Annotated in this window: 22 protein-coding genes and 3 pseudogenes; 10 read left to right on the top strand and 15 right to left on the bottom strand. The window is 68.7% G+C overall.

The features are described from left to right. The first annotated feature begins 112 nt into the window (after positions 1-112). Complete coding sequence (locus DID96_RS15210) at positions 113-736, top strand: alpha/beta hydrolase (protein ID WP_124600171.1); 624 nt, start codon at positions 113-115, stop codon at positions 734-736. A gap of 248 nt (positions 737-984) precedes the next feature. Here the strand turns inward: DID96_RS15210 and DID96_RS15205 are convergent, their stop codons facing one another. Together DID96_RS15205 and DID96_RS39405 are read right to left on the bottom strand one after the other, a co-directional pair. Beyond that, positions 985-1,281: a hypothetical protein gene (locus tag DID96_RS15205; protein ID WP_124600116.1), complete on the bottom strand. Its 297-nt coding sequence runs from the start codon at positions 1,279-1,281 to the stop codon at positions 985-987. Between the two features lie 219 nt (positions 1,282-1,500). After that, positions 1,501-1,976, bottom strand: a pseudogene (locus DID96_RS39405) (LysR family transcriptional regulator). Positions 1,977-2,157: 181 nt separating this feature from the next. Between DID96_RS39405 and DID96_RS15195 the strand changes: the two are divergent. The 4 genes and pseudogenes from DID96_RS15195 to DID96_RS15180 all read left to right on the top strand — a co-directional run. Further along, a pseudogene (locus tag DID96_RS15195) lies at positions 2,158-2,322 on the top strand (glutathione S-transferase); the annotation flags it as partial. A 110-nt stretch (positions 2,323-2,432) separates the two neighbouring features. Next, complete coding sequence (locus DID96_RS15190) at positions 2,433-3,470, top strand: LysR substrate-binding domain-containing protein (RefSeq protein WP_124600115.1); 1,038 nt, start codon at positions 2,433-2,435, stop codon at positions 3,468-3,470. A 95-nt stretch (positions 3,471-3,565) separates the two neighbouring features. After that, on the top strand, positions 3,566-3,793 hold the full coding sequence (locus DID96_RS15185) for a type II toxin-antitoxin system Phd/YefM family antitoxin (RefSeq protein ID WP_124600114.1): 228 nt from the start codon (positions 3,566-3,568) through the stop codon (positions 3,791-3,793). After that, entirely contained in the window at positions 3,793-4,173 is a 381-nt protein-coding gene (locus tag DID96_RS15180) for a type II toxin-antitoxin system VapC family toxin (RefSeq protein ID WP_124600113.1), read from the top strand. The genes DID96_RS15185 and DID96_RS15180 overlap by 1 nt, the downstream gene beginning before the upstream one ends. A 21-nt stretch (positions 4,174-4,194) precedes the next feature. Here the strand turns inward: DID96_RS15180 and dapA are convergent, their stop codons facing one another. Together dapA and DID96_RS15170 are read right to left on the bottom strand one after the other, a co-directional pair. Beyond that, the gene (gene dapA / locus DID96_RS15175) at positions 4,195-5,088 is read right to left on the bottom strand and encodes a 4-hydroxy-tetrahydrodipicolinate synthase (RefSeq protein WP_124600112.1); all 894 of its coding nucleotides are present in this window, start codon (positions 5,086-5,088) and stop codon (positions 4,195-4,197) included. Between the two features lie 141 nt (positions 5,089-5,229). After that, positions 5,230-5,412: a hypothetical protein gene (locus DID96_RS15170; RefSeq protein WP_221624584.1), complete on the bottom strand. Its 183-nt coding sequence runs from the start codon at positions 5,410-5,412 to the stop codon at positions 5,230-5,232. A gap of 125 nt (positions 5,413-5,537) precedes the next feature. Here DID96_RS15170 and DID96_RS15165 point away from each other — a divergent pair, with 125 nt between their 5' ends. After that, on the top strand, positions 5,538-6,560 hold the full coding sequence (locus tag DID96_RS15165; protein ID WP_124600111.1) for a sulfate ABC transporter substrate-binding protein: 1,023 nt from the start codon (positions 5,538-5,540) through the stop codon (positions 6,558-6,560). A gap of 173 nt (positions 6,561-6,733) precedes the next feature. Here the strand turns inward: DID96_RS15165 and DID96_RS15155 are convergent. Beyond that, positions 6,734-6,886, bottom strand: a pseudogene (locus DID96_RS15155) (molybdopterin-dependent oxidoreductase); the annotation flags it as partial. 129 nt (positions 6,887-7,015) lie between these two features. On the opposite strand from DID96_RS15155, the gene DID96_RS15150 reads away from it, so the two are divergent. After that, positions 7,016-7,993 (top strand): ion channel, encoded by a 978-nt coding sequence (locus tag DID96_RS15150; protein WP_124600110.1) that lies wholly within the window; start codon positions 7,016-7,018, stop codon positions 7,991-7,993. A gap of 95 nt (positions 7,994-8,088) precedes the next feature. Here DID96_RS15150 and DID96_RS15145 read toward each other — a convergent pair whose 3' ends face one another. Continuing rightward, positions 8,089-8,703 (bottom strand): glutathione S-transferase family protein, encoded by a 615-nt coding sequence (locus DID96_RS15145; protein WP_124600109.1) that lies wholly within the window; start codon positions 8,701-8,703, stop codon positions 8,089-8,091. 405 nt (positions 8,704-9,108) lie between these two features. Here DID96_RS15145 and DID96_RS15140 point away from each other — a divergent pair, with 405 nt between their 5' ends. Next, a complete protein-coding gene (locus DID96_RS15140; RefSeq protein WP_124600108.1) occupies positions 9,109-9,297 on the top strand; it encodes a hypothetical protein in 189 nt (62 codons plus the stop codon). Between the two features lie 446 nt (positions 9,298-9,743). Then, positions 9,744-13,316: an indolepyruvate ferredoxin oxidoreductase family protein gene (locus DID96_RS15135; RefSeq protein WP_124600107.1), complete on the top strand. Its 3,573-nt coding sequence runs from the start codon at positions 9,744-9,746 to the stop codon at positions 13,314-13,316. A 169-nt stretch (positions 13,317-13,485) separates the two neighbouring features. Here the strand turns inward: DID96_RS15135 and DID96_RS15130 are convergent, their stop codons facing one another. Beyond that, positions 13,486-15,153 (bottom strand): Na+/H+ antiporter, encoded by a 1,668-nt coding sequence (locus DID96_RS15130; protein ID WP_124600106.1) that lies wholly within the window; start codon positions 15,151-15,153, stop codon positions 13,486-13,488. A gap of 294 nt (positions 15,154-15,447) precedes the next feature. Between DID96_RS15130 and DID96_RS15125 the strand changes: the two genes are divergently transcribed. Beyond that, positions 15,448-16,734 carry an EAL domain-containing protein gene (locus DID96_RS15125; RefSeq protein ID WP_124600105.1) on the top strand — a complete coding sequence of 429 codons (1,287 nt, stop codon included), beginning with the start codon at positions 15,448-15,450 and terminating at the stop codon, positions 16,732-16,734. Between the two features lie 107 nt (positions 16,735-16,841). Here the strand turns inward: DID96_RS15125 and bioB are convergent, their stop codons facing one another. From bioB to DID96_RS15080, 8 genes are all read right to left on the bottom strand, one after another. After that, positions 16,842-17,861, bottom strand: a complete 1,020-nt coding sequence (gene bioB, locus DID96_RS15120) for a biotin synthase BioB (RefSeq protein ID WP_124600104.1) — start codon at positions 17,859-17,861, stop codon at positions 16,842-16,844. Between the two features lie 35 nt (positions 17,862-17,896). Further along, on the bottom strand, positions 17,897-18,616 hold the full coding sequence (gene bioD, locus DID96_RS15115) for a dethiobiotin synthase (protein WP_124600103.1): 720 nt from the start codon (positions 18,614-18,616) through the stop codon (positions 17,897-17,899). After that, positions 18,613-19,830 carry an 8-amino-7-oxononanoate synthase gene (bioF, locus tag DID96_RS15110; RefSeq protein WP_124600102.1) on the bottom strand — a complete coding sequence of 406 codons (1,218 nt, stop codon included), beginning with the start codon at positions 19,828-19,830 and terminating at the stop codon, positions 18,613-18,615. Before bioF ends, bioD begins: the two co-directional genes overlap by 4 nt. Beyond that, on the bottom strand, positions 19,827-21,173 hold the full coding sequence (gene bioA, locus DID96_RS15105; RefSeq protein WP_124600101.1) for an adenosylmethionine--8-amino-7-oxononanoate transaminase: 1,347 nt from the start codon (positions 21,171-21,173) through the stop codon (positions 19,827-19,829). Before bioA ends, bioF begins: the two co-directional genes overlap by 4 nt. 539 nt (positions 21,174-21,712) lie before the next feature. Then, complete coding sequence (locus DID96_RS15095; protein ID WP_124600100.1) at positions 21,713-22,960, bottom strand: dienelactone hydrolase family protein; 1,248 nt, start codon at positions 22,958-22,960, stop codon at positions 21,713-21,715. A gap of 106 nt (positions 22,961-23,066) precedes the next feature. After that, the gene (locus DID96_RS15090; protein ID WP_124600099.1) at positions 23,067-23,504 is read right to left on the bottom strand and encodes a YchJ family protein; all 438 of its coding nucleotides are present in this window, start codon (positions 23,502-23,504) and stop codon (positions 23,067-23,069) included. 29 nt (positions 23,505-23,533) lie between these two features. Further along, entirely contained in the window at positions 23,534-24,211 is a 678-nt protein-coding gene (locus tag DID96_RS15085; protein ID WP_124600098.1) for an SDR family oxidoreductase, read from the bottom strand. Between the two features lie 36 nt (positions 24,212-24,247). Next, the gene (locus tag DID96_RS15080) at positions 24,248-25,456 is read right to left on the bottom strand and encodes an acetyl-CoA C-acetyltransferase (protein ID WP_124600097.1); all 1,209 of its coding nucleotides are present in this window, start codon (positions 25,454-25,456) and stop codon (positions 24,248-24,250) included. Positions 25,457-25,522: the final 66 nt, after the last annotated feature.

The following is a 25,522-nucleotide window of genomic DNA, read 5'->3' as shown; positions in this document are numbered from 1 at the left end:
GCGTGCCGCACGCCTCCATCCGCGGAAAAGCAAAGCACGAAATATTGGTTCGGTCGCCACGCGCGGCGCGCCACAATCGAGCTTCGTGTACCAGCTCGCGAGGGGGATCATGATGCGCGCATGCAGCAAATCGGCCTGGCCGCCGCGGCTCGTCACCGTTCCCGGCCTGCACGGCAGCGAAGGCGCTCACTGGCAGACCTGGCTCGAGCGGCAGTTTCCGCGTTCGCTGCGCGTCGAGCAGCACGACTGGGACGCGCCGGATCTCGCGGGCTGGGCGCAGTCGGTGCGCGCGCTGCTCGAACGCGAGCGCGGCCCGTTCGTGCTCGCCGCGCATAGCTTCGGCTGCCTTGCCGCAGCGCATGCGCTCGCGCAGTGGCCACAGGCGGGCGACGTTGCCGGCGTGCTGCTCGTCGCGCCCGCGAGCCCGAAGAAATTCACGTTTGCGGGACCGTTTGATGCGCAGCGTCTCGTCGTGCCGTCGATCGTGATCGGCAGCGAGACCGATCCGTGGATGTCGCTCGGCGACGCGCGCACGCTCGCGCAGCGGCTCGGCAGTGCGTTCGTCAATCTCGGCGACGCAGGCCATATCAACACCGCGGCCGGCTTCGGGCCGTGGCCGCGCGCGAAATATTTCATCGATACGCTCGTGCATTGCGCGGCGCCGCTGCGCTTTCGCGACGAAGCGGGGGAGTTCGAGCCGGCATTTGTCGGCGGCCCGCTCGCGCACGCGGTGTGACCGATTCCGCATCGCGATGAAAAAGAACAATCCCTGCTCAGCGTAGTCCGCTGGGTAGGGATCGGGCTGACCATCTCATTAACACCGTGCAGCGCGGCGCGAGAGCGAGCCGTTCGCGCTGGCCTTTACTTCCGGCTGAGCGTGGTGGCGGCGCCTGCTGACTAGTTGACGGTATGCAGGACGCGGCGGCGGCTGGATGACGTGGTGCTTTTCACGTCGAGTCTGCGAACGGGAACGGTAATCGCGGATCAGCCCGCTGTCGACGCAGCGGCGGCCGAAGCTGCGCCCGACGCGCCGGCGGCGGGCTTCGCGGTGTCGTCGTCATCGTCGGGCGGGTAGTGGACGACGGGCGGCGCGAGCGGTGCGGCAGCGTCCGACGCGGCATTGCCGCCTGACGCGGCGCTGTTGAACGCGCTCGCCGCGCCGGCCGATGAGCCGGCCTGCTGCGTCCCGTTGGCCGTCTGCGCGCCGTGCGGTGCGTCGTCGCTGCAGGCGGCGGCGAACATCGCGGCACAAAGGGCAAGGGCGGTGGCAACGCGGCGCATCGTATTTCTCCATTGATGGCTGATCCGGAACGTCTGCGAGTATGCCGATCCGATGAGGCGTTTTGGTGAAACGTTTGCGAGTATGTCGCAATTGCCGAACGCGTTCCGTGGGAAGGCGCGCATTTCGATCTGCGCGAGGGCGGCTTCATGGTCCGCCCACCGCACGAGCCGCGACCCGCGACCCGCAAGCCGCAAGCAGGTGACGAAGCCGCCTTCGTGTCAGCGGCGCGGCGTGCGGCGGCGCACTTCGCTGCGCAGCCAGTCGAGCCACGTGCGGATCGCCGCTTCCTTCGGATGGTCGGGACGCCAGACGACATAGTGCGCGTACACATCGGTCACGCGGATCGTCGACACGCGCACGAGCGTGCCGGCCGCGAGTTCCGGCTCGATCAGCGAGCGGCGCGCGAGCGCGGCCGGCTGCGTGCTGCAAGCGCCGGCTCGAAAGCGCGCTCGAGCACGCTCAGCCCCTGGCGCACCTGCAGCGCGAGTGCGTGCGCGGCATGCGTCGGTGTCGCGCCGCTGCGCTCGCGCGTGAAGAGCGGATAGCCGAGCTGCGCCTCGAGCGCGCGGATGTGCTGGCTCACCGCGCCCTGCGTGAGCGCGAGCGCGTCGGCCGCGCGCGTGAAGCTCTGCAGCCGCACGGCGGCCTCGAACGCACGCAGCGTCTGCAGCGGAGGAAGGTGGATCGGTCGCATCGCACGTATTGGTAGCACTAATGCCCGAGCACGACAATTCATCGTTTGTCGGCACCGGCCGCGCATTCCTAAACTCGCTGCCATCTTCCACACGGCCTCCAGGGCAACGTCGACATGAACGCCTACCGTCTCTACTACTCGCCGGGCGCCTGCTCGCTCGCCACGCACATCGCGCTCGAGGAAACCGGTGCGCCATTCGATCGTCGATCCGTTCCTGCTCGTGCTGTATCACTGGGGTGCGGCGATCGGGCTCGACATGACGCGGCACGTCGCGTGGGGCGCGCATGCGCAACGCGTCGCCGCGCGGCCGGCCGCACAGCGCGCGCTGGCGACAGAGGGGCTTTGACGCTTGGCGCGGCGCGGGGCCGTGTGAGTGGACATTGACGGGCACAGTCTCGCGCCGTACATTCATCCTGAAATTCGGGAAATTCTTGATGAATCATTCGGTAAAGCGGGATGGTTGATATGTCGAACAGCGATGTGATCCGGCCCTCGATGGCCCAGCCCAATTTCGACATCGGCGCACTGCGCAGCCTTGTTGCGGGCATCGATCTCGGCAGTTTCGCGAAGGCGGCGGATCGCGTCGCGCGCTCGTCGTCGGCGGTGAGCGCGCAGATCCGCAAGCTCGAGGAGCAGGCGGGCACGCCGCTGTTCGTCAAGTCGGGGCGCGGGCTCGCGCTGACCGATGCCGGCGACGCGATGCTGCACTACGCGCGACGGATGATCGAGCTGAACGACGAGGCGGCCGCCGCGGTGCGCGGCGTGAATCTCGACGGCTGGGTGCGGATCGGCCTGCAGGAGGATTTCGGCGAGGCGATCCTGCCCGGCGTGCTGGGTCGCTTCACGCGCGCGCATCCGAAGGTGCGGATCGAGGCGCGCGTCGCGCGCAACGCCGAGCTGCTCGACGGGCTCGATGCGAACCGGCTCGATCTCGCGCTCGTGTGGGGCGATCCCGCGTCGGCGGCGTATGTTGCGCGCACGGGGATCGACAGCGAGGAGATCGCGCGCGTGCCGATGCAGTGGGTCGGCGCGGCAGGCCTGGGCTCGGCCGGCTCAGGCGCGCCCGGCCTGGCCGCGGCCGGGTTGAACGTGGCCGGAGAGGGCAATGCAGACGAGTTGTCGATTCGCATGCAGGACGAACCGCTGCCGCTCGTCGTATTCGACCGGCCGTGCCGCTTCTTCGGCGCCGCGACGGCCGCGCTCGATCGCGCGGGCGTGCCGTGGCGCGTCGCGTTCACGACGCCGAGCCTCGGTGGCCTGTGGGCTGCCGCCGCGGCGGGCCTCGGGCTGACGGTGCGCTCGCACTATGGGCTGCCCGCGTCGGTTCGGCTGCTCGACGCCGCGTCGTTCGGCCTGCCCGATTTGCCGAGCCTGCCGCTGATGCTGCTGCGACGCGCGTCGTCGACGACGCCGACGGTCGACCGGCTCGCGCGCATCGTGACGCAAGCGGTGCGGGAGGCGACGGATGCGCCGGTGGCGGCGCTTGCGGCCTGATATCGAGCGGCAGGCGTGCGTTCGGCTGGCCGTTCGGCCTATTGGAGCAATGGCGCGAATGTGGTGAAAATGGTGGTCACTCAAAGGAGATCATCATGCAAGTCGCAAACCTCCACGAAGCCACGCTCGACCTGCAGCGGCTGCTCGACGCCGCAATCGCCGGCGAACGCGTCGTGATCACGCAGGACGGCAAGCAGTCGGTCCGGCTCGTGCCGCTCGAGCCCATCCATCGGTTCGGCGCCCTCAAGGGACAGATATGGATTGCCGACGATTTTGATGCGCCGCTTTCCGCCGAAGAGCTGGCCGAGTTCGAAGGGAAGTAATGCGGTTGCTGGTCGATACGCACATCTTTCTCTGGCTGTGGGGCGATGATCCGAAACTGAGCGTTCGTGCGCGCAGGCTGATCACCGCCGCCGATGCCGTGTTCGTCAGCAGCGCGAGCATCTGGGAGATGGCGATCAAAGCCGGGAAGGGAAAGCTGGACGTCGACGTGGATCTGCTGGTCGATGAGATCAAGGCGAGCAAGTACCGCGAGCTACCGGTCCGGGCCACGCACGGCGCTGCCGTGCGCCATCTGCCTCATCATCATGGCGACCCGTTCGACCGGTTGCTCGTCGCGCAGGCGTGGTGCGAACCGTTGTTGCTCGTCACGGCTGACAGCCACCTCGCGCAATATGGCGAGTCCCGAATCCTGACAGTCTGAAACAGTTTCGGGATCGAAATCCTACGCTGCCACGACAGCCGGCGTGGATGCTTCCAGCGCCGCATGAAGCTCGACCAGCCTCGCCCGCAGCGCATCGCTCGCCGGCACGAACGGCAGCCGCAACCCATCCTCGCACCACTCCTGCGCGGCCAGCAGCGCCTTCACGGGCGCCGGATTCGGCTCCGCGAACAGTGCCGCGACGAGCGGCTGCAGCGCGACCGCGAGCCGTCGCGCGTCGGCGAGCCTCCCGTCGCGCAGCAGCATGTGGATGCGCACATGCCATTCGGGCAACAAGTGCGCGCTGCTCGCAATCGTGCCGTGCGCGCCTGCGCACAGCGCGGCGAAGTTCTGGTTGTCGTCGCCGGACAGGATCGCGAGCGGCGTCTCGTGCACGAGACGCGTCATCCGGTCGAGGGTGCCGCCGCATTCCTTGACGCCCGCGACGCGCGGATCGCGCGCGAGCGCCTGCAGTGTCTCGAATTCGACGTTTACGCCGGTGCGATATGGGATGTTGTAGACGAGCACGGGCAGGTCGGCCGCTTCGACGATCGCCTCGATGTGCCGCCGGATGCCGTCCTGCGTCGGCCGAACGTAGACGGGCGGCGTGACGAGCAGCCCGTCGGCGTGCAGCGCGGCGAGCTCGCGCGCGCGAATCGCGGCGAAATGCGTCGCGCTCGCGGTCAGCCCGACGACGATCGGGTGGTCCGGCGCGGCGTCGCGGATCGTCGCGAACACGGCGTCCTGTTCGCGTGCGTCGAGCAGTGCGCCTTCGCCTGTCGTCGCACCCGCGACGAAGCCGGCGATACCGGCGGCCGCATAGCGGCGCGCGAGCCGCGCGAGCGCCGCGTGGTCGACTTCACCGTGGTGAAACGGCGTGATGATCGGCAGCCAGATACCTTCGAAACGTGATTGCATGCAGAGCCTCATGGTGAAAACGGAAGTGGGAGAGAACCGTTCCGCCGGCGCGGGGGCCGGAGCGAGGCGTGCAAGCGAGGAGAAAGAAACGACCTGCAGGCATCCCGTCCGGCATTCGCCTGACGGGACGCGACATCCCCGTCAGTCGAGGTGTCGTTTTTTCAGTTTCAGCCCGGCCGCGCGTGCGCCTGCCGCAACGGCGGCAAGGATCGGATGCGAGCGCAGAGCAGCGGACATGGATGAACCGTGAAGTGGGCTGAACGGCGATCTTAGCATCAGATCGGGCGCGTGCGCGAGCGGCCGCCGCCGTTTAGCAGGATTCATGCTTTGCATTCCATGACTGATTGGAAGGCGCCGCGTGGCCCCCCGCTAGAATGCCCGCTTACGTTTCGATGACGGTGCGTGCGTGCGCCGTCACGCATCAACCACTGGAAGCGGGGCAACCAACGATGGGATACACGAACGGAATCGGCGGCCGGCTGTTGAAGGGCGTCGCGGCGGCGGTGCTGGTCGTTGCGACGGCGGCCGCGCACGCGGACACGTCGCTGTTGAACGTGTCGTACGACGTGACGCGCGAGCTGTACAAGGACATCAACGCGGGCTTCGCCGCTGCCTACAAGCAGAAGACCGGCGAGACGGTCGCGATCAGGCAGTCGCACGGCGCGTCGAGCGCGCAGGCGCTGTCGGTGCTGCAGGGCCTGCAGGCCGACGTCGTGACGATGAACCAGCCGAACGACATCGATCTGCTCGCCGAGCGCGGCCAGCTGCTGCCGAAGGACTGGCGCGCGCGCTTCCCCGACAACAGCTCGCCATACTCGACGACGATGGTGTTCCTCGTGCGCAAGGGCAACCCGAAGGGGATCAAGGACTGGAGCGATCTCGCGAAGCCGGGCGTGCAGGTGATCATCGCGAACCCGAAGACGTCGGGCAATGGCCGCTACGCGTATCTCGCCGCATGGGTCTACCAAAAGCAGAAGGGCGCGACCGACCAGCAGGCGCTCGACTTCGAGAAGGCGATCTTCCGCAACGTGCCGGTGCTCGATTCGGGCGGCCGGGGCGCGACGACGACGTTCACGCAGCGCGGCATCGGCGATGTGCTCGTCACGTTCGAGAACGAGGTCGCGCTGATGGACGGCGGCGCGTCGGGCGCGCAGTTCGACGCCGTGTATCCGTCGGCGAGCATCCTCGCGGAGCCGCCCGTCGCGGTCGTCGACAAGGTGGTCGACAAGAAGGGCACGCGCAAGGTTGCGCAGGCCTATCTCGACTACCTGTACACGCCGGAAGCGCAGGAGATCATCGCGCAGCATCACCTGCGTCCGCGCGATCCGAACGTGCTGAAGAAGCACGCGGCGGAATTCAGGGCGCTGAAGACGTTCAGCGTCGAACAGGTGTTCGGCAATTGGGCGAACGCGCAGAAGACCCACTTCGCGGACGGCGGCACGTTCGACCGGGTGATCGTCGACCGGCAATGACGGCGGCTTGATGCGGCACGGTGGGTGCGGCGTGGCGGGCGATGCGCACGCCTCGGCCCGCGCGCCATAGACCGCGCGCATCTTCACGACCTCCGCCTTCCATTCGTCGAACGACAGTGGCTGCTGGCGAGTCACCATGCCGACCGAATGGCAGAGCAGGCAGTGCAGGTTACGATGACCTCGATGTCGTGCAGCATCTTCACCCAGCACGGCGAATACCAGCCGGGCACGACGAGGCGCACCGGGAAACCGTTGAGCAGCGGCAGCGGCTGCCCGTTCATTGCGAACGCGACCATCACTTCGCCGTCGCGCGCGCGATCGACGTCGACCGTCCATATTAGGCGTTATCCGTTGCAATATCCGGTGCTGCCCGCGCCGCGCAATTCCGCTCGAGCGACCCGCGTGCTACGCTCATCGCCTTCCTGCTTCCAGCTTCCAGCCTTTGGCACCGCGCGATGAACGTCGATCCTTCTTCCGCTCCTCCCCGTGGCCGCGGCCGCAAGATCTGGTCTGGCACGCGCTACGTGATCGCATACGGGATGCCGTCGCTCAGGTGGAGTGATTTCTATCACCGTGCACTCATGATGAGCTGGCCGGTGTTTTTCCTGTCCCTCGCGGTGCTGTTCCTGCTCCTCAACGGCTGTTTCGCGACGCTGTACATGCTTGGCCATGCGCCGATCGCGAACCAGTCGCCGGCCGGGTTCGGCGGCGCGTTCTTCTTCAGCGTCGAGACGCTCGCGACCGTCGGCTACGGCGACATGCATCCGCAGACCGTCTACGCGCACTTCGTCGCAACGCTCGAGATCTTCGTCGGGATGTCGGGGATCGCGCTGGCCACCGGGCTCGTGTTCGCGCGTTTCTCGCGGCCGCGCGCGAAGGTCCTGTTTGCGCGCTACGCGATCGTGCGGCCGCTGAACGGCCGGATGACGCTGATGGTGCGGGTCGCGAACGCGCGCCAGAACGTGATCGCCGAGGCGCGCGCGAAGCTGCGGGTGATGCGTGTCGAAAGCACGCGCGAGGGCTACACGCTGCGCAAGATCCACGACTTGCCGCTCGTGCGCAGCGAACATCCGATCTTCCTGCTCGGCTGGAACCTGATGCACGTGATCGACGAGTCGAGCCCGCTGTCCGGCGAGTCGGCCGAATCGCTCGCGGCGCGCGACGCGTTGCTGATGATCACGATCGAAGGCTCGGACGAGACGACGGCGCAGGTGATGCAGGCGCGTCATTCATGGGAGCACGGCGAGATCCGCTGGTTCCACCGCTACGTCGATCTGATGCACGACGAGGGCGGCATCACGCACATCGACTACACGCGTTTTCACGAGATCGTGCCGGTCGACGCCGACACCGACTCTGCGGGCGGCACGCCCGGTGCGACCGTCGTGTCTGCCGCAGCGCGCACGGCAGGCCCGGGCGAGCCAACGGTATAGCTCAGGTTCGGGGCCGGAAGGCCGCCGCCCGACGGCGGGCAGCGACGCGTCGCAGGCGCGGCGGGATCCTCGACACGCACCGGGCAAGATGCGCGTCAGGGGTGCAGGAGCCGCGCCACTTCGCGCTGTTCGATTGCGACCGCGCGGCGGAAGCCGTCGCGGTCTTCCGCGCGCTCGACGTAGTCGCCGAGCACGCCTTCGTGCGGCAGCAGGTGTGCGTCGAACGCGATCTTCAGCGTGCTCGCGAGCAGCAGGTCGGCCGCGGTGAAGTGCTCGCCGACGAGCCACGGACTGTGGGCGAGCGTTTGCGCGAGCGCACGCTGCACCCGCGTGATGTTGCCCCAGCCGAACGCGACCGGGTTGCCTGACGCGCCGGTGAATTTCTCCGCCATCGCCGGCTCGAGGCAGGTCGGCGTGAAGAACATCCATTGCAGGAAGCGGCCGCGCTGCGGATCGTCGGGCGCGACGCCGAGCTGCGCGTCCTGGAAGCGGTCGGCGAGATACAGCAGCACCGCGCCGGATTCGGCGAACGGCGTGCTGCCGTCGTCGAGCGCGGGCAGCTTCGCCATCGGATTGACCTGGATGAACGCGTCGCTGCCCTGCTCGTGCGAGCGCAGGTCGATCGGCACCAGCTCGTAGGCCGCGCCGATTTCCTCGAGCATCCACAATGCCCGGAACGCCCGGGTCTTCGGCCAGTAGTAGAGCTTCATCGCGCCTCCGCGAGTGGGTGTCGGTGGATGGTCAAGCGTACCCGAGCCGTGGAGGTTCGGACAGGGGCAGCCTGCGAGGGGCGCCGGCGAGGGGCGAGGTGCGGCCGGTAAGGCGCGATCGGCCGGATGCCGCTGGCCAAACGTGCGGGCTGACCGATGCGGATATGCTGGAGATAGAATAACTAGTCATGGGTTAACTAGTTAAAATTCTGTGCGGCCAGTAAGCTTTTCAGGCGCTAACCGAGCCTCCGCAAGCGTGAACGACGTGCTGAATCGGAAGGGCGCCGCGCGCGTGAGCGATTGGCGGTTCACGGCGCCGGCCGGTCGGATGAGCGCGTGTGTATGCGCCGGGCAGAGTGTTTGGACGGTTGTGGACAACCGGCCCTCGAAGCGACTCGAAACCCTGTGGATTTCAGCGGTGAGGGTGAGCAGCAGATCGAACGGGGCGCCGATTCCGATGTGGATAACCACCCTCCACAGCAACTCGAAACGCTGTGGATTTCAACGGTGAGGGTGAGCGGCAGATCGAACGAGGTGCCGATTCCGATGTGGATAACCACCCATCGCGGCAACTCGAAATCCTGTGCATTTTAACGGTGAGGGTGAGCGGCAGATCGAACGGGGTGCCGATTCCGACGTGGATAACCACCCACCGCAGCAACTCGAAACCCTGTGCATTTTAACGGTGAGCGTCAGCGCCCCAGACCGGCCTGACCCGCGTCGCGCGGCGCACGCGCGGCTACCGCTCCGCCGTGACCTCCTTTCCCGGCAACCCGCTGCTTCGCCAGCGAACCGCACACCCGTCGCCGTCCGCCCTTGATCCGCCGCCGGTCCATCACGCGCGAGAACTCACTCAAATCCCGGACAAATGCAGGGTAGTTTTTCTCGCTACGGGGCCGTCCGCGCAAGATGAGAAAAAACATTCTTCGTCCCGCGCGAAAAAATAGAGCCATTCCGCTGCCGCCGGCCGACGCGTCTCCCGACGCACCGCCGCGGCAGCCAAGAACAGCAGAAACCTGCACAAATCTGGAGACGTCCCCATGACCGCCCGCCTGCCCATCGACGGCACGCCCGCCCTATCCGACTATCGTCTGACCGACAACCTGACCGCGACCCGTGGCCGGATCTTCCTGACCGGCACGCAGGCGCTGGTGCGCCTGCTGCTGATGCAGCGCGCGGCCGACACCACGCAGGGCCTGAACACGGCCGGCTTCGTCAGCGGCTACCGCGGCTCGCCGCTCGGCATGGTCGACCAGCAACTGTGGAAGGCGAAGAAACTGCTCGACGCAGGCGGCGTGCGCTTCCTGCCCGCGATCAACGAGGAACTCGGCGGCACCGCGGTGCTCGGCACGCAGCGTGTCGAGGCCGATCCGGAGCGCACCGTCGATGGCGTGTACGCGATGTGGTACGGCAAGGGCCCGGGCGTCGATCGCGCGGGCGATGCGCTGAAGCACGGCAACGCGTACGGTTCGTCGCCGCACGGCGGCGTGCTGGTGGTCGCGGGCGACGATCATGGCTGCGTGTCGTCGTCGATGCCGCACCAGAGCGACTTCGCGATGATCGCGTGGCACATGCCGGTCGTGAACCCGTCGAACATCGCCGACATGCTCGAATTCGGCCTGTACGGCTGGGCGTTGTCGCGCTACTCGGGCGCGTGGGTCGGGTTCAAGGCAATCTCGGAGACAGTCGAATCGGGTTCGACCGTCGATCTCGATGCGCTGCAGACGCAGTGGCCCGCGCCGGCCGGCTTCGCGCCGCCGGCGGGCGGGCTGCACAACCGCTGGCCCGACCTGCCGAGCCTCACGATCGAAGCGCGCCTCGCGGCGAAGCTCGACGCAGTGCGCCACTTCGCGCGCACCAACAGCATCGACAAGTGGATCGCGCCTGCCGCGCACGCGAACGTCGGCATCGTCACGTGCGGCAAGGCGCACCTCGACCTGATGGAAGCGCTGCGCCGGCTCGACCTGACCGTCGCCGATCTCGAAGCGGCCGGCGTGCGGATCTACAAGGTCGGCCTGTCGTACCCGCTCGAGATGACGCGCATCGAGCACTTCGTCGACGGCCTCGCCGAAGTGCTCGTGATCGAAGAGAAGGGCCCGGTGATCGAGCAGCAGATCAAGGACTACCTGTACAACCGCACCGAAGGCGCGCGCCCGCGCGTGCTCGGCAAGCATGATGCCGACGGCGCATGCCTGCTGTCCGAACTCGGCGAACTGCGTCCGTCGCGGATCCTGCCGGTGTTCGCCACCTGGCTCGCGCGCCACAAGCCGGCGCTCGACCGCCGCGAACGCGTCGTCGATCTCGTCGCGCCGCAGATCCTGTCGAACGAAGCGGACGCGGTGAAGCGCACGCCGTATTTCTGCTCGGGCTGCCCGCACAACACGTCGACGAAGGTGCCGGAAGGCTCGATCGCACAGGCCGGCATCGGCTGCCACTTCATGGCGTCGTGGATGGAGCGCGACACGACCGGGCTGATCCAGATGGGCGGCGAGGGCGTCGACTGGGCCGCGCACGCGATGTTCACCAACACGAAGCACGTGTTCCAGAACCTCGGCGACGGCACCTACTTCCACTCGGGGATTCTCGCGATCCGCCAGGCGGTGGCCGCGAAGGCGAACATCACGTACAAGATCCTGTACAACGACGCGGTCGCGATGACGGGCGGCCAGCCGGTCGACGGCAGCATCTCGGTGCCGCAGATCGCGCGGCAGGTCGAGGCGGAAGGCGTGTCGCGCTTCGTCGTCGTGTCCGACGAGCCCGAGAAGTACGACGGCCATCACGGGCTGTTCCCGAAGGGCACGACGTTTCATCACCGCAGCGAACTGGACACGGTGCAGCGCGAGCTGCGCGAGACGCCGGGCGTCACCGTGCTGATCTACGACCAGACCTGCGCGGCCGAGAAGCGGCGCCGCCGCAAGAAGGGCGAGTTCCCCGACCCGGACAAGCGCCTGTTCATCAACGACGCGGTGTGCGAAGGCTGCGGCGACTGCGGCGTGCAGTCGAACTGCCTGTCGGTCGAGCCGCTCGAGACGCCGCTCGGCCGCAAGCGCCGCATCGACCAGTCGTCGTGCAACAAGGATTTCTCGTGCGTGAACGGCTTCTGCCCGAGCTTCGTGACGGTCGAAGGCGCGGCGCTGAAGAAGGCCGCGGGCGCGGCGTTCGACGAGGCGGCGCTCGCCGCGCGCGTCGACGCGCTGCCGATGCCGGCGACGCATCTCGACGCGGCGCCGTTCGACATGCTCGTGACGGGCGTCGGCGGCACGGGCGTCGTGACGGTCGGCGCGCTGATCAGCATGGCCGCGCACCTCGAAGGCAAGAGCGCGTCGGTGCTCGACTTCATGGGCTTCGCGCAGAAGGGCGGCTCGGTGCTGTCGTTCGTGCGGATCGCCGCGCGCGACGAATGGCTGAACCAGGTACGCATCGACACGCAGCAGGCGGACGTGCTGCTCGCGTGCGACATGGTTGTCGGCGCGAGCGCGGAAGCGCTGCAGACGGTGCGCCACGAGCGTTCTCGGATCGTCGTCAACACGCACCGGATCCCGAATGCGTCGTTCGTGCAGAACCCCGACGCGAGCCTGCACGCGGACGCGCTGCTCGAGAAGATGCACCACGCGGCCGGCGACGGCTATCTGTCGAGCTGCGACGCGCAGGCGCTCGCCGCGAAGTTCCTCGGCGACACGATCGGCGCGAACATCCTGATGCTCGGCTTCGCATGGCAGCTCGGCCTCGTGCCGGTGTCGCACGCGGCGATGATGCGCGCGATCGAGCTGAACAACGTCGCGGTGCCGATGAACAAGCTCGCGTTCGCGGTCGGGCGGATGGCGGCCGGCGACCCGGTCGGCCTCGACGCATTGTGGAACGCGCGGCACGCGGTGACGGCGCCGGTCGCGCTCGAGACGGTCGGCGAGCTGATCGCGGATCGCGAAGCGCGCCTCGATGCGTACGGCGGCGCGCGCTACGTCGAGCGCTATCGCACGCTCGTGAATGCCGCGCGGGCGAAGGGCGACGATGCGCTGACCCGCGCGGTCGCGACGACGTTCTATCGGCTGCTCGCGGTGAAGGACGAATACGAAGTCGCGCGCCTCTATGCGGACGGCGCGTTCCGCACGGCGCTCGAAGCGCAGTTCGAAGGCGTGCCGGGGCAGGACTATCGCGTGAAGTTCAACCTCGCGCCGCCGGCGGTCGCGAAGGCCGGTCGCGACGGCAGCGTGCCGAAGAAGCGCGTGTTCGGCCAGTGGATGTGGCCGGTGCTCGGCATGCTTGCGCGCGTGCGCAGCCTGCGCGGCACGGCGCTCGATCCGTTCGGCCGCACCGTCGAGCGCCGGATGGAGCGCGCGCTCGCCGACGACTACGAGACGACGCTGACCCGCGCGCTCGCCGCGACGACGGCCGGCAACGCAGCGCGCGTCACGCAGCTCGCCGACCTGCACGCGCGCGTGCGCGGCTTCGGCCACGTGAAGCTGCGCAATCTCGCCGGCGTGAAGCGGGCCGAGCGCGAGCTCGCGCTGCAGCTCGGTATCGACGCGGCGACGAGTGCGGCGGTGCAGCACGCGCTCGACGAGGTGAAGGGGGCAGGGATGCTGAAGGGCATTCCGGTCGTCGCCGCGAAGTAACGCGGCGGCTTGCGGAAGGCAAAACGGCGACGCTGCGGCGTCGCCGTTGTCGTCTGGGCGTGCCGATGCTCGTCACCGGCATCGGGCGCCGACCGCGAGCGGCCGGTTGCCAGGCCTGTCCGTTGCGAACGGATACGCGCGCCATCTGCACGGCGCGCGTCGCACATGATCAGACGATTCCCTTCTTGCGCGTCGACAGCGCCGTTTCCGACAGGTCGATCTCGCGGATCAGCTTCGTCAGCGTCTCGTCGGAGATCTGGTGATCGCTGCGCATCCGGTACAGCATCGAGCGCTCCGCGCGCACCGCCGCGATCTTCATCTGCAATTCCATCGTTTCGGCCTGCTTCGCGTCGGCGCGCGGCGCGGGGCCGCCGTCCGACAGCGCCGCGAGGCGGCGGCGGTACAGGTCCATCACGCGCGCGGAGACGTCCGCGCAACGCGCGGCGCCCGATTCGTCGAGATCGGCCCCGATCGCATTGTGCGTCGCGTCGATCGCGCGAATGGCCGCCTGCGCGGCGGCCGCGCGCGCGGCGCGCTCTTCCTCGGCGAGCGCGTTGCGCGTCGAGCGCACGCCGCGCAGCAGCAGCGGCAGGCCGATCACGGCAAAGACCAGCGAACCGAGGATCACCGCCGACGCGACGAAGATCGCGGTGTCGCGGCCCGGCAGCGGCGTGCCGTCGGCGAGCGCAACCGGAATCGACAGCACGCCGGCGAGCGTCACCGCGCCGCGCACGCCGCCGACGGTCATCACCGCGATCGTGCGCACGCCGGCCATCGTGCCGGCCAGGCCCTGGCGCGCGGCGCGGCGGCTCGCGATCCAGCGCAGCAGCCACACCCACAGGAAGCGGATCGCATAGAGCGAGGCCATCATCGCGAACACGTTGAACAGCATCCGGCCGACGAGCGCGTCACTCGTGTGGTGCGCGTCGACGAGCGCGCGGCCGATGATGTGCGGCAGCTGCAGCCCGAGCATGATGAACACCATGCCGTTGAACACGAACTCGATCATCGCCCACGTGCTTTCCGCGCGCACGCGCGACGCGACGGTGCTTTTGCGGGAGAAGCTCGTGTAGTTCATCATCATCCCGGCCGAGACGGCCGCGAGCACGCCCGACAGGTCGAGATGCTCGGCGATCAGGTAGGCCGCGAACGGCACCAGCAGCGTCATCACGATGCCGGGCGCCGGGTCGCCTTCCTGTTCGGCGTTCAGGAATCGCGTGGACAGCGCGCTGAACGTCCACGACACCGCGGCGCCCGTCGCGAGCCCGCCGGCCGCGACGATCACGAAGGTGACCGACGCGTCGCGCAGCGAGAACACCCCGGTCAGCGCGGCCGCGATCGCGAATTTCAGCGCGACGAGGCCCGACGCGTCGTTCATCAGCGCCTCGCCTTCGAGGATGTGCATCAGTTGCGGCGGAATCCGGCCCTTGCCGGCGATGCCCGACAGCGCGACCGCGTCGGTCGGCGACAGCACGGCCGCGAGCGCGAATGCGATCGGCAGCGGCAACTCGGGAATCAGCCAATGCGCGAAATAGCCGACTGCGAGTACCGTCATGAACACGAGCCCGAACGCGAGCATCAGGATCGCGCGGCGCTGCAGGTACAGCTCGCGTTTCGGAATCCGCCAGCCGTCCGCGAACAGCAGCGGCGGAATGAACAGCAGCATGAAGATTTCAGGATCGAACGTGACGTGCAGGTTGAACTTCGGCCACGCGAGGATCGCGCCGAACGCGATCTGCATCAGCGGCAGTGGCAGCCGCCACGGCAGCACGCGTGTGAGCGCGCCGGACAGCGCGACGGTGAGCAGCAGGATCAGGACTGTGAAGACGATTTCCATCGATACGTCGAAAACGGGGAATGAAACGACCGTACGGAGTGTAGCGTGCTGCCGGGACGGCTGCGCTCAAGCGTCCCGGTGCGTGCGCACCTGAATGGTGCGCTCGGATGCGCCAGACCGGTGCGTCGGCCGTGCGAACCGGCATCGCGGGCCTGACGCCAGTGCGCACGGAGCTTGCTTGATGTGCTGACCGACAAGCCACAACAACCGGAAATCCGAGGGTCAGTTCATGAGATATCGCGCGCCGTCCAGTTCGTCAGCCGCCGCGTTTGCCAGCATCAGGAGGAGGGGGGTATGACGATCGTGCAACAGGAGCGTCCGGCCGCCGCGTCGCCGTACCGCTTTGAACGCGAGGTGACGTCCGGCTTCGAGCGTCTCGCGACGCAGCATCACGAGCTGACGCTCACGAGCGTGTTCCAGCCGATTTTCAGCCTGTCGCACCAGCGTGCGGTCGGCTACGAGGCGCTGCTGCGCGCGCACGACACGTTCGACCGGCCCGTGTCGCCGCTCGACGTGTTCGGCGACGCCGCGCGCCACGGCGAGCTGATGCAGCTCGACCGGCTCGCGCAGGCGCTGCATCTCGAGAACTTCGCGCTGCTCGGCGCGGAGCGCGAATGGCTGTTCCTGAACGTGCATCCGGGCATGCTGACCGATCCGTTCCAGGCGGCCGCGCTGCTCGCGAACCTGAAGCGCCTCGGCATGCCGCCGCGCCGCATCGTGCTCGAAGTGCTCGAGCAGCGCGCGGACGATCTCGAACGGCTTGCCGATGCGCTGCGCGAATTCCGTGCGCAGGGCTTCCTGATCGCGCTCGACGATTTCGGCGCCGGCCACTCGAACCTCGAGCGGATCTGGCAGCTCAACCCCGATCTCGTGAAGCTCGACCGGATCATGCTGTCGCATGCGGCGCACCGCACGGGGCTCACCGCGATCCTGCACGGCCTCGTTACGCTGCTGCACGAGGCCGGCAAGCTCGTGCTGGTCGAGGGAATCGAGACCGAGCACGAGGCGCAGATCGCGCTGTCGTGCGAGGCGGATTTCGTGCAGGGCTATTTCTTCGGCCGCCCGGCGCCAGGGTTGCCCGACAGCGCGGCCGCGACCGTGTGCATCGGCGAGCTGACCGAGCGCTTTCGTCAGCAGGCCGAAGCGCGCGAGCGGCGCGACGCGCAGCGGCTCGCGCCGTACGTGCGCGCGTTCGAGCGGGCGGCCGAGCGCGTCGCGGCCGGCGAGCCGCTCGACGAGGTGTGCTGGAACTTCCTCGCGCTCGACGACGCGGCGCGCTGCTTCCTGCTCGACGCGCAGGGCCGGCAGGCGGGCCGCAACGTCGTGCTGCGCGCCGATCGCGCGACGCGCGAGACGCGCTTTCTGCCGCTCGCGGACGCGCAGGGCGCGAACTGGCTGCGGCGGCCGTACTTCCACACCGCGATCGGCGAACCGGGGCGCGTGCAGGTGACGCGGCCGTACCTGTCGATCAACGAGGCGCAACCTTGTGTGACATTGTCGGTCGCGATTCGCGTCGGCGACGCATTGCGCGTGCTGTGTGGCGATATCGACTGGATCGACGACGAAGCGGACGCCGTGTAAGCGGACGCCGTGATCCGCGATGCCGCGGCAACCCGATGCCGAGCGTCGGGTAAACGAAAAAAGCCGGGGCGTGCCCCGGCTTTCCTCATCACGCTGCAGCGCCGCGCTTACGCGTCCGTGCCGAGCGCGTCCGGCTGGCTCGCGCGAATCCCGAGACGCTCGAACAGCGCACGGTCGCGCTGGGTCTGCGGGTTGCTGGTCGTCAGCAGCTGGTCGCCATAGAACATCGAGTTCGCGCCCGCGAGGAAGCACATCGCCTGCAACCCGTCGTCGAGCTGCTCGCGGCCGGCCGACAGCCGCACCACGGCCTTCGGCATCGTGATCCGCGCAACGGCGATCGTGCGGACGAACTCGAGCGGATCGAGCGCCGCGGTGCCTTCGAGCGGCGTGCCCTCGATCGCGACCAGGTTGTTGATCGGCACCGAATCCGGATACGGGTTCAGGTTCGCGAGCTGCGTGATCAGCCCCGCGCGCTCGCGGCGCGATTCGCCCATCCCGATGATCCCGCCGCAGCACACGTTGATGCCCGCGTCGCGCACGCGATCGAGCGTGTCGAGGCGATCCTGGTAGGTGCGCGTCGAGATGATCTGGCCGTAGAACTCCGGCGACGTGTCGAGGTTGTGGTTGTAGTAGTCGAGGCCCGCGTCGGCGAGCTCCTTCGCCTGCTCGTCTTCGAGCATGCCGAGCGTCATGCAGGTTTCGAGCCCCATTTCCTTCACGCCGCGCACCATCTCAGTGAGCGCCGGCATGTGGCGTTCCTTCGGGTTGCGCCACGCGGCGCCCATGCAGAAGCGGCTCGCGCCGTTCGCCTTTGCGGCGCGCGCGGCGTCGAGCACCGCGTCGACGTCCATCAGCTTTTCCGCCTTCAGGCCCGTGTCGTGATGCGACGACTGCGAGCAGTAGCCGCAATCCTCTTCGCAGCCGCCCGTCTTGATCGACAGCAGCGTCGACAGCTGCACCGCGTTCGCGTCGAAGTGCTCGCGGTGCACCTGCTGCGCGCGGAACATCAGGTCGTTGAACGGCAGCTCGAACAGCGCGACGACGTCGGCGACGCGCCAGCGCTGCGCGGCCGGCGCGGCCACGGGGATTGCATCGGATTGCACGGCGGCGGTCTGGGCTTGGGTCATATCGTTCTTCCTGGATGCGGGGAAATAGGGTTTGATCAACGCTGCGCGGCGCGCAGCGTGTCGACGAGCGCGGCGACGTCGAGCATCGCCGCGGCGGATTCGGGGGCGGCCGGGCTCAGGTGCGGAATGCGGCCGAGCAACGGCGCGCGGTGTTCGCGGGCGAGCCAGTCGCGGATCGTCGCGACGTTCTCGTCCGGGAACGACATCGCCGGATCGACGTGGTTCGCGACCCAGCCGGCGAGCGTGAGGCCGCGCGCGGCGATCGCGTCGGCGGTGAGCAGTGCGTGGCTGATGCAGCCAAGCCGCACGCCGACGACGAGCACGACCGGCACGCCGAGCGCGACCGCGAGGTCGGCCATGTCATGGGTGTCGGAAAGCGGCACGCGCAAGCCGCCGGCGCCTTCGACGACGACGATGTCCGCGCGCGTCATCGCTTCGCGATGGCTTGCGACGATCGTGTCGATGTCGAGCGTCACGCCTTCCTGCGCGGCGGCGAGATGCGGCGCGGCGGGCGCCTTCAGCAGGAACGGCGTGCGCAGCTCGGGCGGCAGCGCGACGTTCGCGGCTGCGTCGAGCTCGTCGGCGTCCTCGTTGCGCCACACGCCGTCCTGTTCGTATGCGCCGGCCGCGACCGGCTTCAGCGCGGCCGCGCGCAGGCCGTGTCGCGCGAAGCCGTGCAGCAGCGCGGCGGACACGAAGGTCTTGCCGATCTCGGTATCGGTGCCGGTGACGAACAGCGAAAGCGGGGCACTCATGCGGCCTCCCGCCCGGCTGCTTCGACGGCGGCCGTCGCCGCGTCGCTCGCGTCGATCAGCGCCGCTTCGAGGCGCGCGAGGTCGTCGAACGAATGCGCGGCCGACAGCGAGATGCGCAGCCGCGACGTGCCGACCGGCACCGTCGGTGGCCGGATCGCCGGCACCCACAGTCCGTGCGCGTCGAGCGCGCGCATCGCGGCGAGCGTCGCGTCGTTGCTGCCGATCACGAGCGGCTGCACGGCCGTGTGCGAATCGACCGGCTGCCAGCGCGTGTTGCGCAGCAGTGCGCGGGTGCGCTCGATCAGCGCGGCGAGGTGCGCGCGCCGCGCATCGCCTTCGTCGCCGGCGATCACCTTCAGGCTTGCCGACACCGCATGCGCGACCGCGGGCGGCGCGGCCGTCGTGAAGATGTAGCTGCGCGCGCGCTGGATCATCCATTCGATCACCGTCTCGTGCGCGACGACGAATGCGCCCGCGACGCCGGCTGCCTTGCCGAGCGTGCCGACATAGACGAGGTTCGGCGAGCGCAGCGCGGCGGCTGCGAGCGCGCCGCGCCCCTGGGGCCCAAGCACGCCGAAGCCGTGCGCGTCGTCGACGACGAGCCATGCGCGGTGGCGTTCGGCCAGCGCGACGAGTTCGGCGAGCGGCGCGAGGTCGCCGTCCATGCTGAACACGGTGTCGCTGACGATCAGCTTCGTTTGCGCGTCAGACGCTTCGAGCAGCGCGGCGAGCGCGGCCATGTCCGCGTGCGGATAGACCTGCACGTTCGCGCGCGACAGCCGGATGCCGTCGATCAGCGATGCATGGTTCAGCGCGTCGGAGAAGATCGTCGCGTGCTTGCCCGTCAGCGCGGTCATCGCGGCGAGGTTCGCCATATAGCCGGTGCTGAAGTACAGCGCGCGCGGCGCGTCGGAGAAGCCGCCGCAAAAATCGGCCAGCTCGTCCTCGAGGCGCGCGTGCGCGCGCGAATGGCCGCCGAGCAGGTGCGAGCCGCCGCTGCCGGAGCCGTAGCGCTGCGCGCCTTCGCCGAACGCGGCGACGAGCGCCGGATGCGCGGCGAGGCCGAGGTAGTCGTTGCTTGCGAAGCCGACGATCTCGCGGCCGTCGACCGTCATGTGCGCACTGCACGCGCTATCCGCGGTGCGGCGCACGCGGTGCAGGCCTTGCGCGTCGAGTTCGGCAAGGCCGCGTTGCAGGGTGTCGAGCAGGGTCATCGGGCGATCTCCGCGAGGGTGGCGTCGAGCGTGTCGCGCGTGCGCTGCGCGAGCCACGCGATGTCGGCGTCGTCGATCACGTACGGTGGCATCAGGTAGACGGTCGTGCCGATCGGGCGCAGCAGCAGCTCGCGCTCGAGCGCGCGTTCGAAGAAGCGCCGCGAGAAGCCGCGTGCGGCGTCGCCGTCGAGCGCGACGTCGAATGCGAACAGCGTGCCGCGCTCACGCAGGTGGCGCACCCGAGGATGCGTGGCGAGCGGCGCGAGCGCGTCGCGCAGCGCGGCGGAGTTGCGTGCGTTGCGCGCGAGCACGTCGTCGCGTTCGAACAGGTCGAGCGTTGCAAGCGCCGCGCGGCACGCGAGCGGGTTGCCGGTGTACGAATGCGAGTGCAGGAAGCCGCGCGTCGTGTCGTCGTCGTAGAACGCCGCGAAGATGTCGTCGCGCGACAGCACCAGCGACAGCGGCAGGTAGCCGCCGCTGATGCCCTTCGACAGGCACAGGAAATCGGGCCACACGCCGGCCTGCTCGCACGCGAAGAACGTGCCGGTGCGGCCGCAGCCGACCGCGATCTCGTCGGCGATCAGGTGCACGCCGAATTCGTCGCACAGTGCGCGCAGCCCGCGCACGTACGACGGATCGTGCATCGCCATGCCGGCCGCGCACTGCACGAGCGGCTCGACGATCACCGCGGCGATCTTGCCGTTGCGCTCGGTGAACAGGCGCCGCACGTCGGCGAGCGCGCGGTCCGCGACGTCGGCGGCCGTCTCGCCCGGCTGCGCGAGCCGTGCGTCGGGCGACGCGACGACGTGCGCGTGGCGGATCAGCGGGTCGTATGCATCCTTGAACAGCGCGACGTCGGTCACGCCGAGCGCGCCGATCGTCTCGCCGTGATAGCCGTTCGCGACGCAGACGAATTCGCACTTGTCCGCGTGGCCGCGGTTGCGCCACGCGTGGAAGCTCATCTTCAGCGCGATCTCGACGGCCGACGCGCCGTCCGACGCAAAGAACGCGTGGCCGAGCGTGTGCTGCGTGAGCGCAGTGAGCCGTTCGGCGAGCTCGATCGCGGGTGCGTGCGTGCAGCCGGCGAGCATCGCGTGCTCGAGCGTGTCGAGCTGGTCCTTCAGCGCGGCGTTGATGTCCGGGTTTGCATGGCCGAACAGGTTGACCCACCACGAGCTGATCGCGTCGAAATAGCGGCGGCCGTCGCGGTCGTACAGCCACACGCCCGCGCCGCGCGCGACGGGGATGAGCGGCAGCCGCTCGTGGTGCTTCATCTGGGTGCAGGGGTGCCAGACCGCGCGCAGGCTGCGCGCGACCCAGTCGTCGGTCGCTTGCGTACTCAAATCGGCTCCGGTGAGAAACAGATGGCGCGCGGCATCGTGCGGGATGCGTCGCGGCCGGCATCGAATGACGGCCATGCAGGCCGTCATGGCGGCATGCAAAACACGCTAAACATGAAAACGCGCTGAGATTAGCGTGTTCCGCGGCTTCCTGCACTAGCGGTTACAAACGCCGCAAAGCCTTGGCTGGCGGGAGTTTGGCGCAGTTCGAAGCGGCTCGGAACGGTACGATTCAGATGTCCATAATTGCGTGCAGATGACGACGTTCGAGTGACACCCCCCAGCAGAAAAAAATCGTGGGCCGGCGGTGTGGTCGGGTTCGAAAAAAGGGGAATGAAGGGGCGGGGCGAGCAGCGGGCGGCACGGTTGACGCGGGCGAAAGCGGGCGAAAGCGGGAAAATGGGCCAGATCGAGCGGCGGGATGGCGTGGCTGCGGCGCGTGTGTGGCGTGCAGCCTTTCACTGCGCGCGATGCGATCGCGAACGGAGAGACTGATCGGAGGAGAAACCGGAGAAGAAGCGGAGAATCAGCCGAACGCGCGATCAGCGCGACGCGAGGGCGTGCGCATCGTCGCCGCCGTTGTCCGCGGTCTGCGACGCATGCGCGTTCCACACGACGCGATCGTTGACCGCATACAGCCGGCATGCGCCCGCACCCTGCTTCGCGCAGTTGTCGAGCGCGAGCGCCATCGGATCGTCGCCGCCTTCGGCCCACGACCACGCGCCTTCATCCGACACCGCGAACGCACGGCTCGGATGCTGGTTCAGGAAGCGGCGATAGCCTTCGCGGCCGGCCTCGTCGACGAACGGCACCGCGTCGACCGCATCGATCGACGCGAAGCCCGATGCCTTCGGCTCGCGCGGGTTCGCGACCGCATAGCGCACCGCGGTCGGCAGGTTCAGATCGGCGAGGAACGCATGGACGGCCGGCCACCAGACGGGCACGCCGTCGCGATCGACGATCAGCCGGTGCGCGTCATCCTTGTAGCGGCCGAAGTCGACGAACTGCACGTGCGTGCCATGCGACGCATATGCGTCGTGCATCTGCGCGACGAGCGCCGGCGTCCACACCGAATCGTTGTCGCCGTAGAGCCACAGCGACGGCACCGCGCTGTGCGCGCCGTACTGACCGAACGCGTCGACGAGATTGCGCTGCCAGCCATCGCAGAGGTCCTGGCGCAGCCCGCCGGAGAAATTGATGATGCCGCGCACGCCGGATGCCGCCTCGGTGCCGTACGCGATCGACGCGAGCCCGCCGTGCGACGTGCCGGCGACGACGATGTGCGACGCGTCGATATACGGCTGGTGCGCCATGTAGCGGACCGTCGCACCGACGTCGGCCGCCTGCGAGAGACCGTTTTTCTCGACGTTGCAGCCTTCCTGCTGGTAGGTGCCGCCGGAGCCGGCGAAACCCTGACGGTTCGGCGCGATCACCGCATAGCCGCGGCGCACGAATTCGCGCGCGAACGCGAGCGGGCGGCTGCGCGGCTGCTGGTGGAGATCGCCGGGATTCTTGCCGTGGTTGAACACGACGAGCGGGAACGGGCCGGGGCCGTCCGGCTTGAACAGCGTGGCCTCGAGCGTCACCGTGCCCGACGCGTCGGCGGGAATGCGGATGACCTGCTCGTTCAGGTTCGCGGCGACCTGCGGCAGGCCCGACCCGCTGTAGTCGAAGCGATCGGCGCGGGCGAGCGGCCCGCCCGGGGTACCGGCGTTCGGCAGCGTATCGGCCAGAGCGGCCGACAGCGTACAAGCCGCCATCCATCCCACCAATACCTTGCTGAACGTCATTCGTAAGCCCTGCCATGCAACTGACCAAACTGAGGCTCATCGTAGCCTGACAATTTTGGGTTGTGCAATGCGGGAATTACCCGGCGTATGACACAGCAACTATTTGTCAGCGCTCGCTTACATCGCCGTCAACATAGCGCCAGAAGCCGTGCTCGTCGCGCTCGAAACGGCTCGTTTCGTGGAGCCGGTACGCGCGCCCGCCAACCTTGTAGCGGGCCACGAATTCGACCTCCGCGTGGCGTTCGTCGCGCGGCGTGTGGCGTTTCACCGCGAGGCCGAGCCAGCGCGGCGCATCGGGCGCCGTGGGGTCGGCATCCAGATCGGCCGGGCAGGTGCGCGCGTCCCACGTCGCGCGCAGGTAGTCGATCGCGCCGAGCACGTACGCGCTGTACCGCGAACGCATCAACTCGAGCGCGGTCGGCGCGATCTCGCCGCCGTCGATGAAACGGCCGCAGCACGCGGCATAGCGGGGCGCCGGCGCGCGGCCGGCGGGAGCGGGCGACGCGCCGCCGCACGGGCACGCGTCAGGTCGGGTAGGAATCATGCGCAACGTGAATTAACGACGGATTGTTGTTACCAGGTCAGCTCGATGCCGTCGTACTGGAAGAAGCGGCCGTTCGCGAGCGCGACGTCCGCGCCGGCTTCGGCGATCACGCGGCGCATGCCGGTGACGCTCGTTTCCGGATCTATCGCCGCCTGCGCGCCGCCCATGTCGGTGCGCACCCAGCCCGGATGCAGCGAGATGCAGGCGGCGTGCCGGGTCTGCAGCGACGCGATGCGCAGCACGTCGTTCAGCGCGGCCTTGCTCGCGCGATAGAGCCAGCCGGTCGTGCCGGTCGCCTCGCCGATGCTGCCCATCCGGCTCGACACGACCGCGAGCACGCCGCGCGCATCTTCGACGAGCGGCAGCAGGATCGGCAGCAGCTGCATCGGCCCGCGCACGTTGGTGTGCATCACCGCGTCGAACTCCTCGGCGCTGATCGTTTCGACCCCTTCGGTGCGCGGCCCGTAGACACCCGACACGACGACGGCCGCGTCGAGCCGCTCGCCGTCGAGCTTCCAGCCGAGCGCGGCGATCTGCTCGGGCTGCGCGATGTCGAGCGCATGCGCGTGCGCGCCGAGGTCGCGCAGCGCCGCGAGCGACGCGTCGTCGCGTGCGGTGGCGATCACGTTCCAGCCGTCGCGCCGGTATTGCCGGACAAACTCGCGGCCGAGGCCGCGCGACGCGCCGACGATCAATACGGTTTTCATGCTCGCCACTCCTTCGTAGTCCGTGGGGTCAGGGTGTCAGATCAGCTCGATGCCCATCGCGGTTGCCTCGCCGCCGCCGATGCACAGGCTCGCGACGCCACGCCGGCCGCCGCGCGCGCGCAGCGCGCCGATCAGCGTGACGACGATGCGTGCGCCGGACGCGCCGATCGGATGGCCGAGTGCGCACGCGCCGCCGTTCACGTTCACCTTGTCGTGCGGCAGGTCGAATTCGGTCATCGCCGCCATCGTGACGACCGCGAACGCCTCGTTGATCTCGAACAGGTCGACGTCGGCCGCGCGCCAGCCGTTCTTGCCGAACAGGCAGCGGATCGCGCCGATCGGCGCGGTCGTGAACTTTGCGGGCGCCTGCGCGAACGTCGCATGGCCGACGACGCGCGCGAGCGGCCTGATGCCGAGCCGCGCGGCAGTGGATGCGCGCATCATCACGAGCGCGGCCGCGCCGTCGGAGATCGACGACGCATTCGCGGCGGTCACGGTGCCGGTCTTGCCGAATGCGGGCTTCAGCGCCGGGATCTTCGACGGATCGGCCCGGAACGGCTGTTCGTCGCGCGCGACGACCGTGTCGCCCCCCGTGTCGCCCCTTTTGCCGGCAACCGTCACCGGCGCGATTTCCCAGCGGAACGCGCCATCCTCGTTCGCGCGTTTCGCGCGCGCGAGCGACTCGATCGCGAACGCGTCCTGCGCTTCGCGCGTGAACCCGTATTCGCCCGCGCATTCCTCGGCGAACGTGCCCATCAGCCGGCCCTTGTCGTACGCGTCTTCGAGGCCGTCGAGGAACATGTGGTCGAGCACCTGGCCGTGGCCCATGCGCAGCCCCGCGCGCGCTTTCGGCAGCAGGTAGGGCGCGTTCGTCATGCTTTCCATCCCGCCCGCGACGATCACGTCGGCCGAGCCGGCGACGAGCATGTCGTGCGCGAACATCGCCGCGCGCATCCCGGAGCCGCACATCTTGTTGACCGTCGTGCAGCCGGTCGCGAGCGGCAGGCCCGCGCCGAGCGCCGCCTGGCGCGCGGGCGCCTGGCCCTGGCCGGCGGGCAGCACGCAGCCCATCACCACTTCGTCGGCCTGCTCCGGCCCGAGGCCGGCACGCGCGAGCGCCGCGCCGATCGCGACACTGCCGAGCTGCGGTGCCGCGAGCGACGCGAAGTCGCCCTGGAACCCGCCGATCGGCGTGCGCGCCGCCGCCGCGATGACGATCGGATCGTCGTGATCAACAGCTGTCATGGTGTGTCTCCTGTAGCGCGTTGGCGCTTGCTCGAGCCCCATGCATTGCGCTCGACCGGCGTCGGC

The organism is Burkholderia sp. Bp8963 (assembly GCF_003854275.1).
Lineage (GTDB): Bacteria > Pseudomonadota > Gammaproteobacteria > Burkholderiales > Burkholderiaceae > Burkholderia.
The sequence above is the reverse complement of the archived record's forward strand: the minus strand, read 5'-3'. Positions and strand labels throughout refer to the sequence as shown.

Bases quoted from the DNA above. Each gene is read 5' to 3' on its own strand.
- DID96_RS15080 (WP_124600097.1), bottom strand. From the start codon at position 25,456: ATGACAGCTGTTGATCACGACGATCCGATCGTCATCGCGGCGGCGGCG.
- DID96_RS15095 (WP_124600100.1), bottom strand. From the start codon at position 22,960: ATGACGTTCAGCAAGGTATTGGTGGGATGGATGGCGGCTTGTACGCTG.
- DID96_RS15205 (WP_124600116.1), bottom strand. From the start codon at position 1,281: ATGCGCCGCGTTGCCACCGCCCTTGCCCTTTGTGCCGCGATGTTCGCC.
- DID96_RS15180 (WP_124600113.1), top strand. From the start codon at position 3,793: ATGCGGTTGCTGGTCGATACGCACATCTTTCTCTGGCTGTGGGGCGAT.
- DID96_RS15185 (WP_124600114.1), top strand. From the start codon at position 3,566: ATGCAAGTCGCAAACCTCCACGAAGCCACGCTCGACCTGCAGCGGCTG.
- dapA (WP_124600112.1), bottom strand. From the start codon at position 5,088: ATGCAATCACGTTTCGAAGGTATCTGGCTGCCGATCATCACGCCGTTT.
- DID96_RS15150 (WP_124600110.1), top strand. From the start codon at position 7,016: ATGAACGTCGATCCTTCTTCCGCTCCTCCCCGTGGCCGCGGCCGCAAG.
- DID96_RS15125 (WP_124600105.1), top strand. From the start codon at position 15,448: ATGACGATCGTGCAACAGGAGCGTCCGGCCGCCGCGTCGCCGTACCGC.
- DID96_RS15210 (WP_124600171.1), top strand. From the start codon at position 113: ATGCGCGCATGCAGCAAATCGGCCTGGCCGCCGCGGCTCGTCACCGTT.
- bioB (WP_124600104.1), bottom strand. From the start codon at position 17,861: ATGACCCAAGCCCAGACCGCCGCCGTGCAATCCGATGCAATCCCCGTG.
- bioF (WP_124600102.1), bottom strand. From the start codon at position 19,830: ATGACCCTGCTCGACACCCTGCAACGCGGCCTTGCCGAACTCGACGCG.
- DID96_RS15085 (WP_124600098.1), bottom strand. From the start codon at position 24,211: ATGAAAACCGTATTGATCGTCGGCGCGTCGCGCGGCCTCGGCCGCGAG.
- DID96_RS15135 (WP_124600107.1), top strand. From the start codon at position 9,744: ATGACCGCCCGCCTGCCCATCGACGGCACGCCCGCCCTATCCGACTAT.
- DID96_RS15170 (WP_221624584.1), bottom strand. From the start codon at position 5,412: ATGAATCCTGCTAAACGGCGGCGGCCGCTCGCGCACGCGCCCGATCTG.
- DID96_RS15130 (WP_124600106.1), bottom strand. From the start codon at position 15,153: ATGGAAATCGTCTTCACAGTCCTGATCCTGCTGCTCACCGTCGCGCTG.
- DID96_RS15145 (WP_124600109.1), bottom strand. From the start codon at position 8,703: ATGAAGCTCTACTACTGGCCGAAGACCCGGGCGTTCCGGGCATTGTGG.
- DID96_RS15190 (WP_124600115.1), top strand. From the start codon at position 2,433: ATGGTTGATATGTCGAACAGCGATGTGATCCGGCCCTCGATGGCCCAG.
- bioD (WP_124600103.1), bottom strand. From the start codon at position 18,616: ATGAGTGCCCCGCTTTCGCTGTTCGTCACCGGCACCGATACCGAGATC.
- DID96_RS15090 (WP_124600099.1), bottom strand. From the start codon at position 23,504: ATGATTCCTACCCGACCTGACGCGTGCCCGTGCGGCGGCGCGTCGCCC.
- DID96_RS15165 (WP_124600111.1), top strand. From the start codon at position 5,538: ATGGGATACACGAACGGAATCGGCGGCCGGCTGTTGAAGGGCGTCGCG.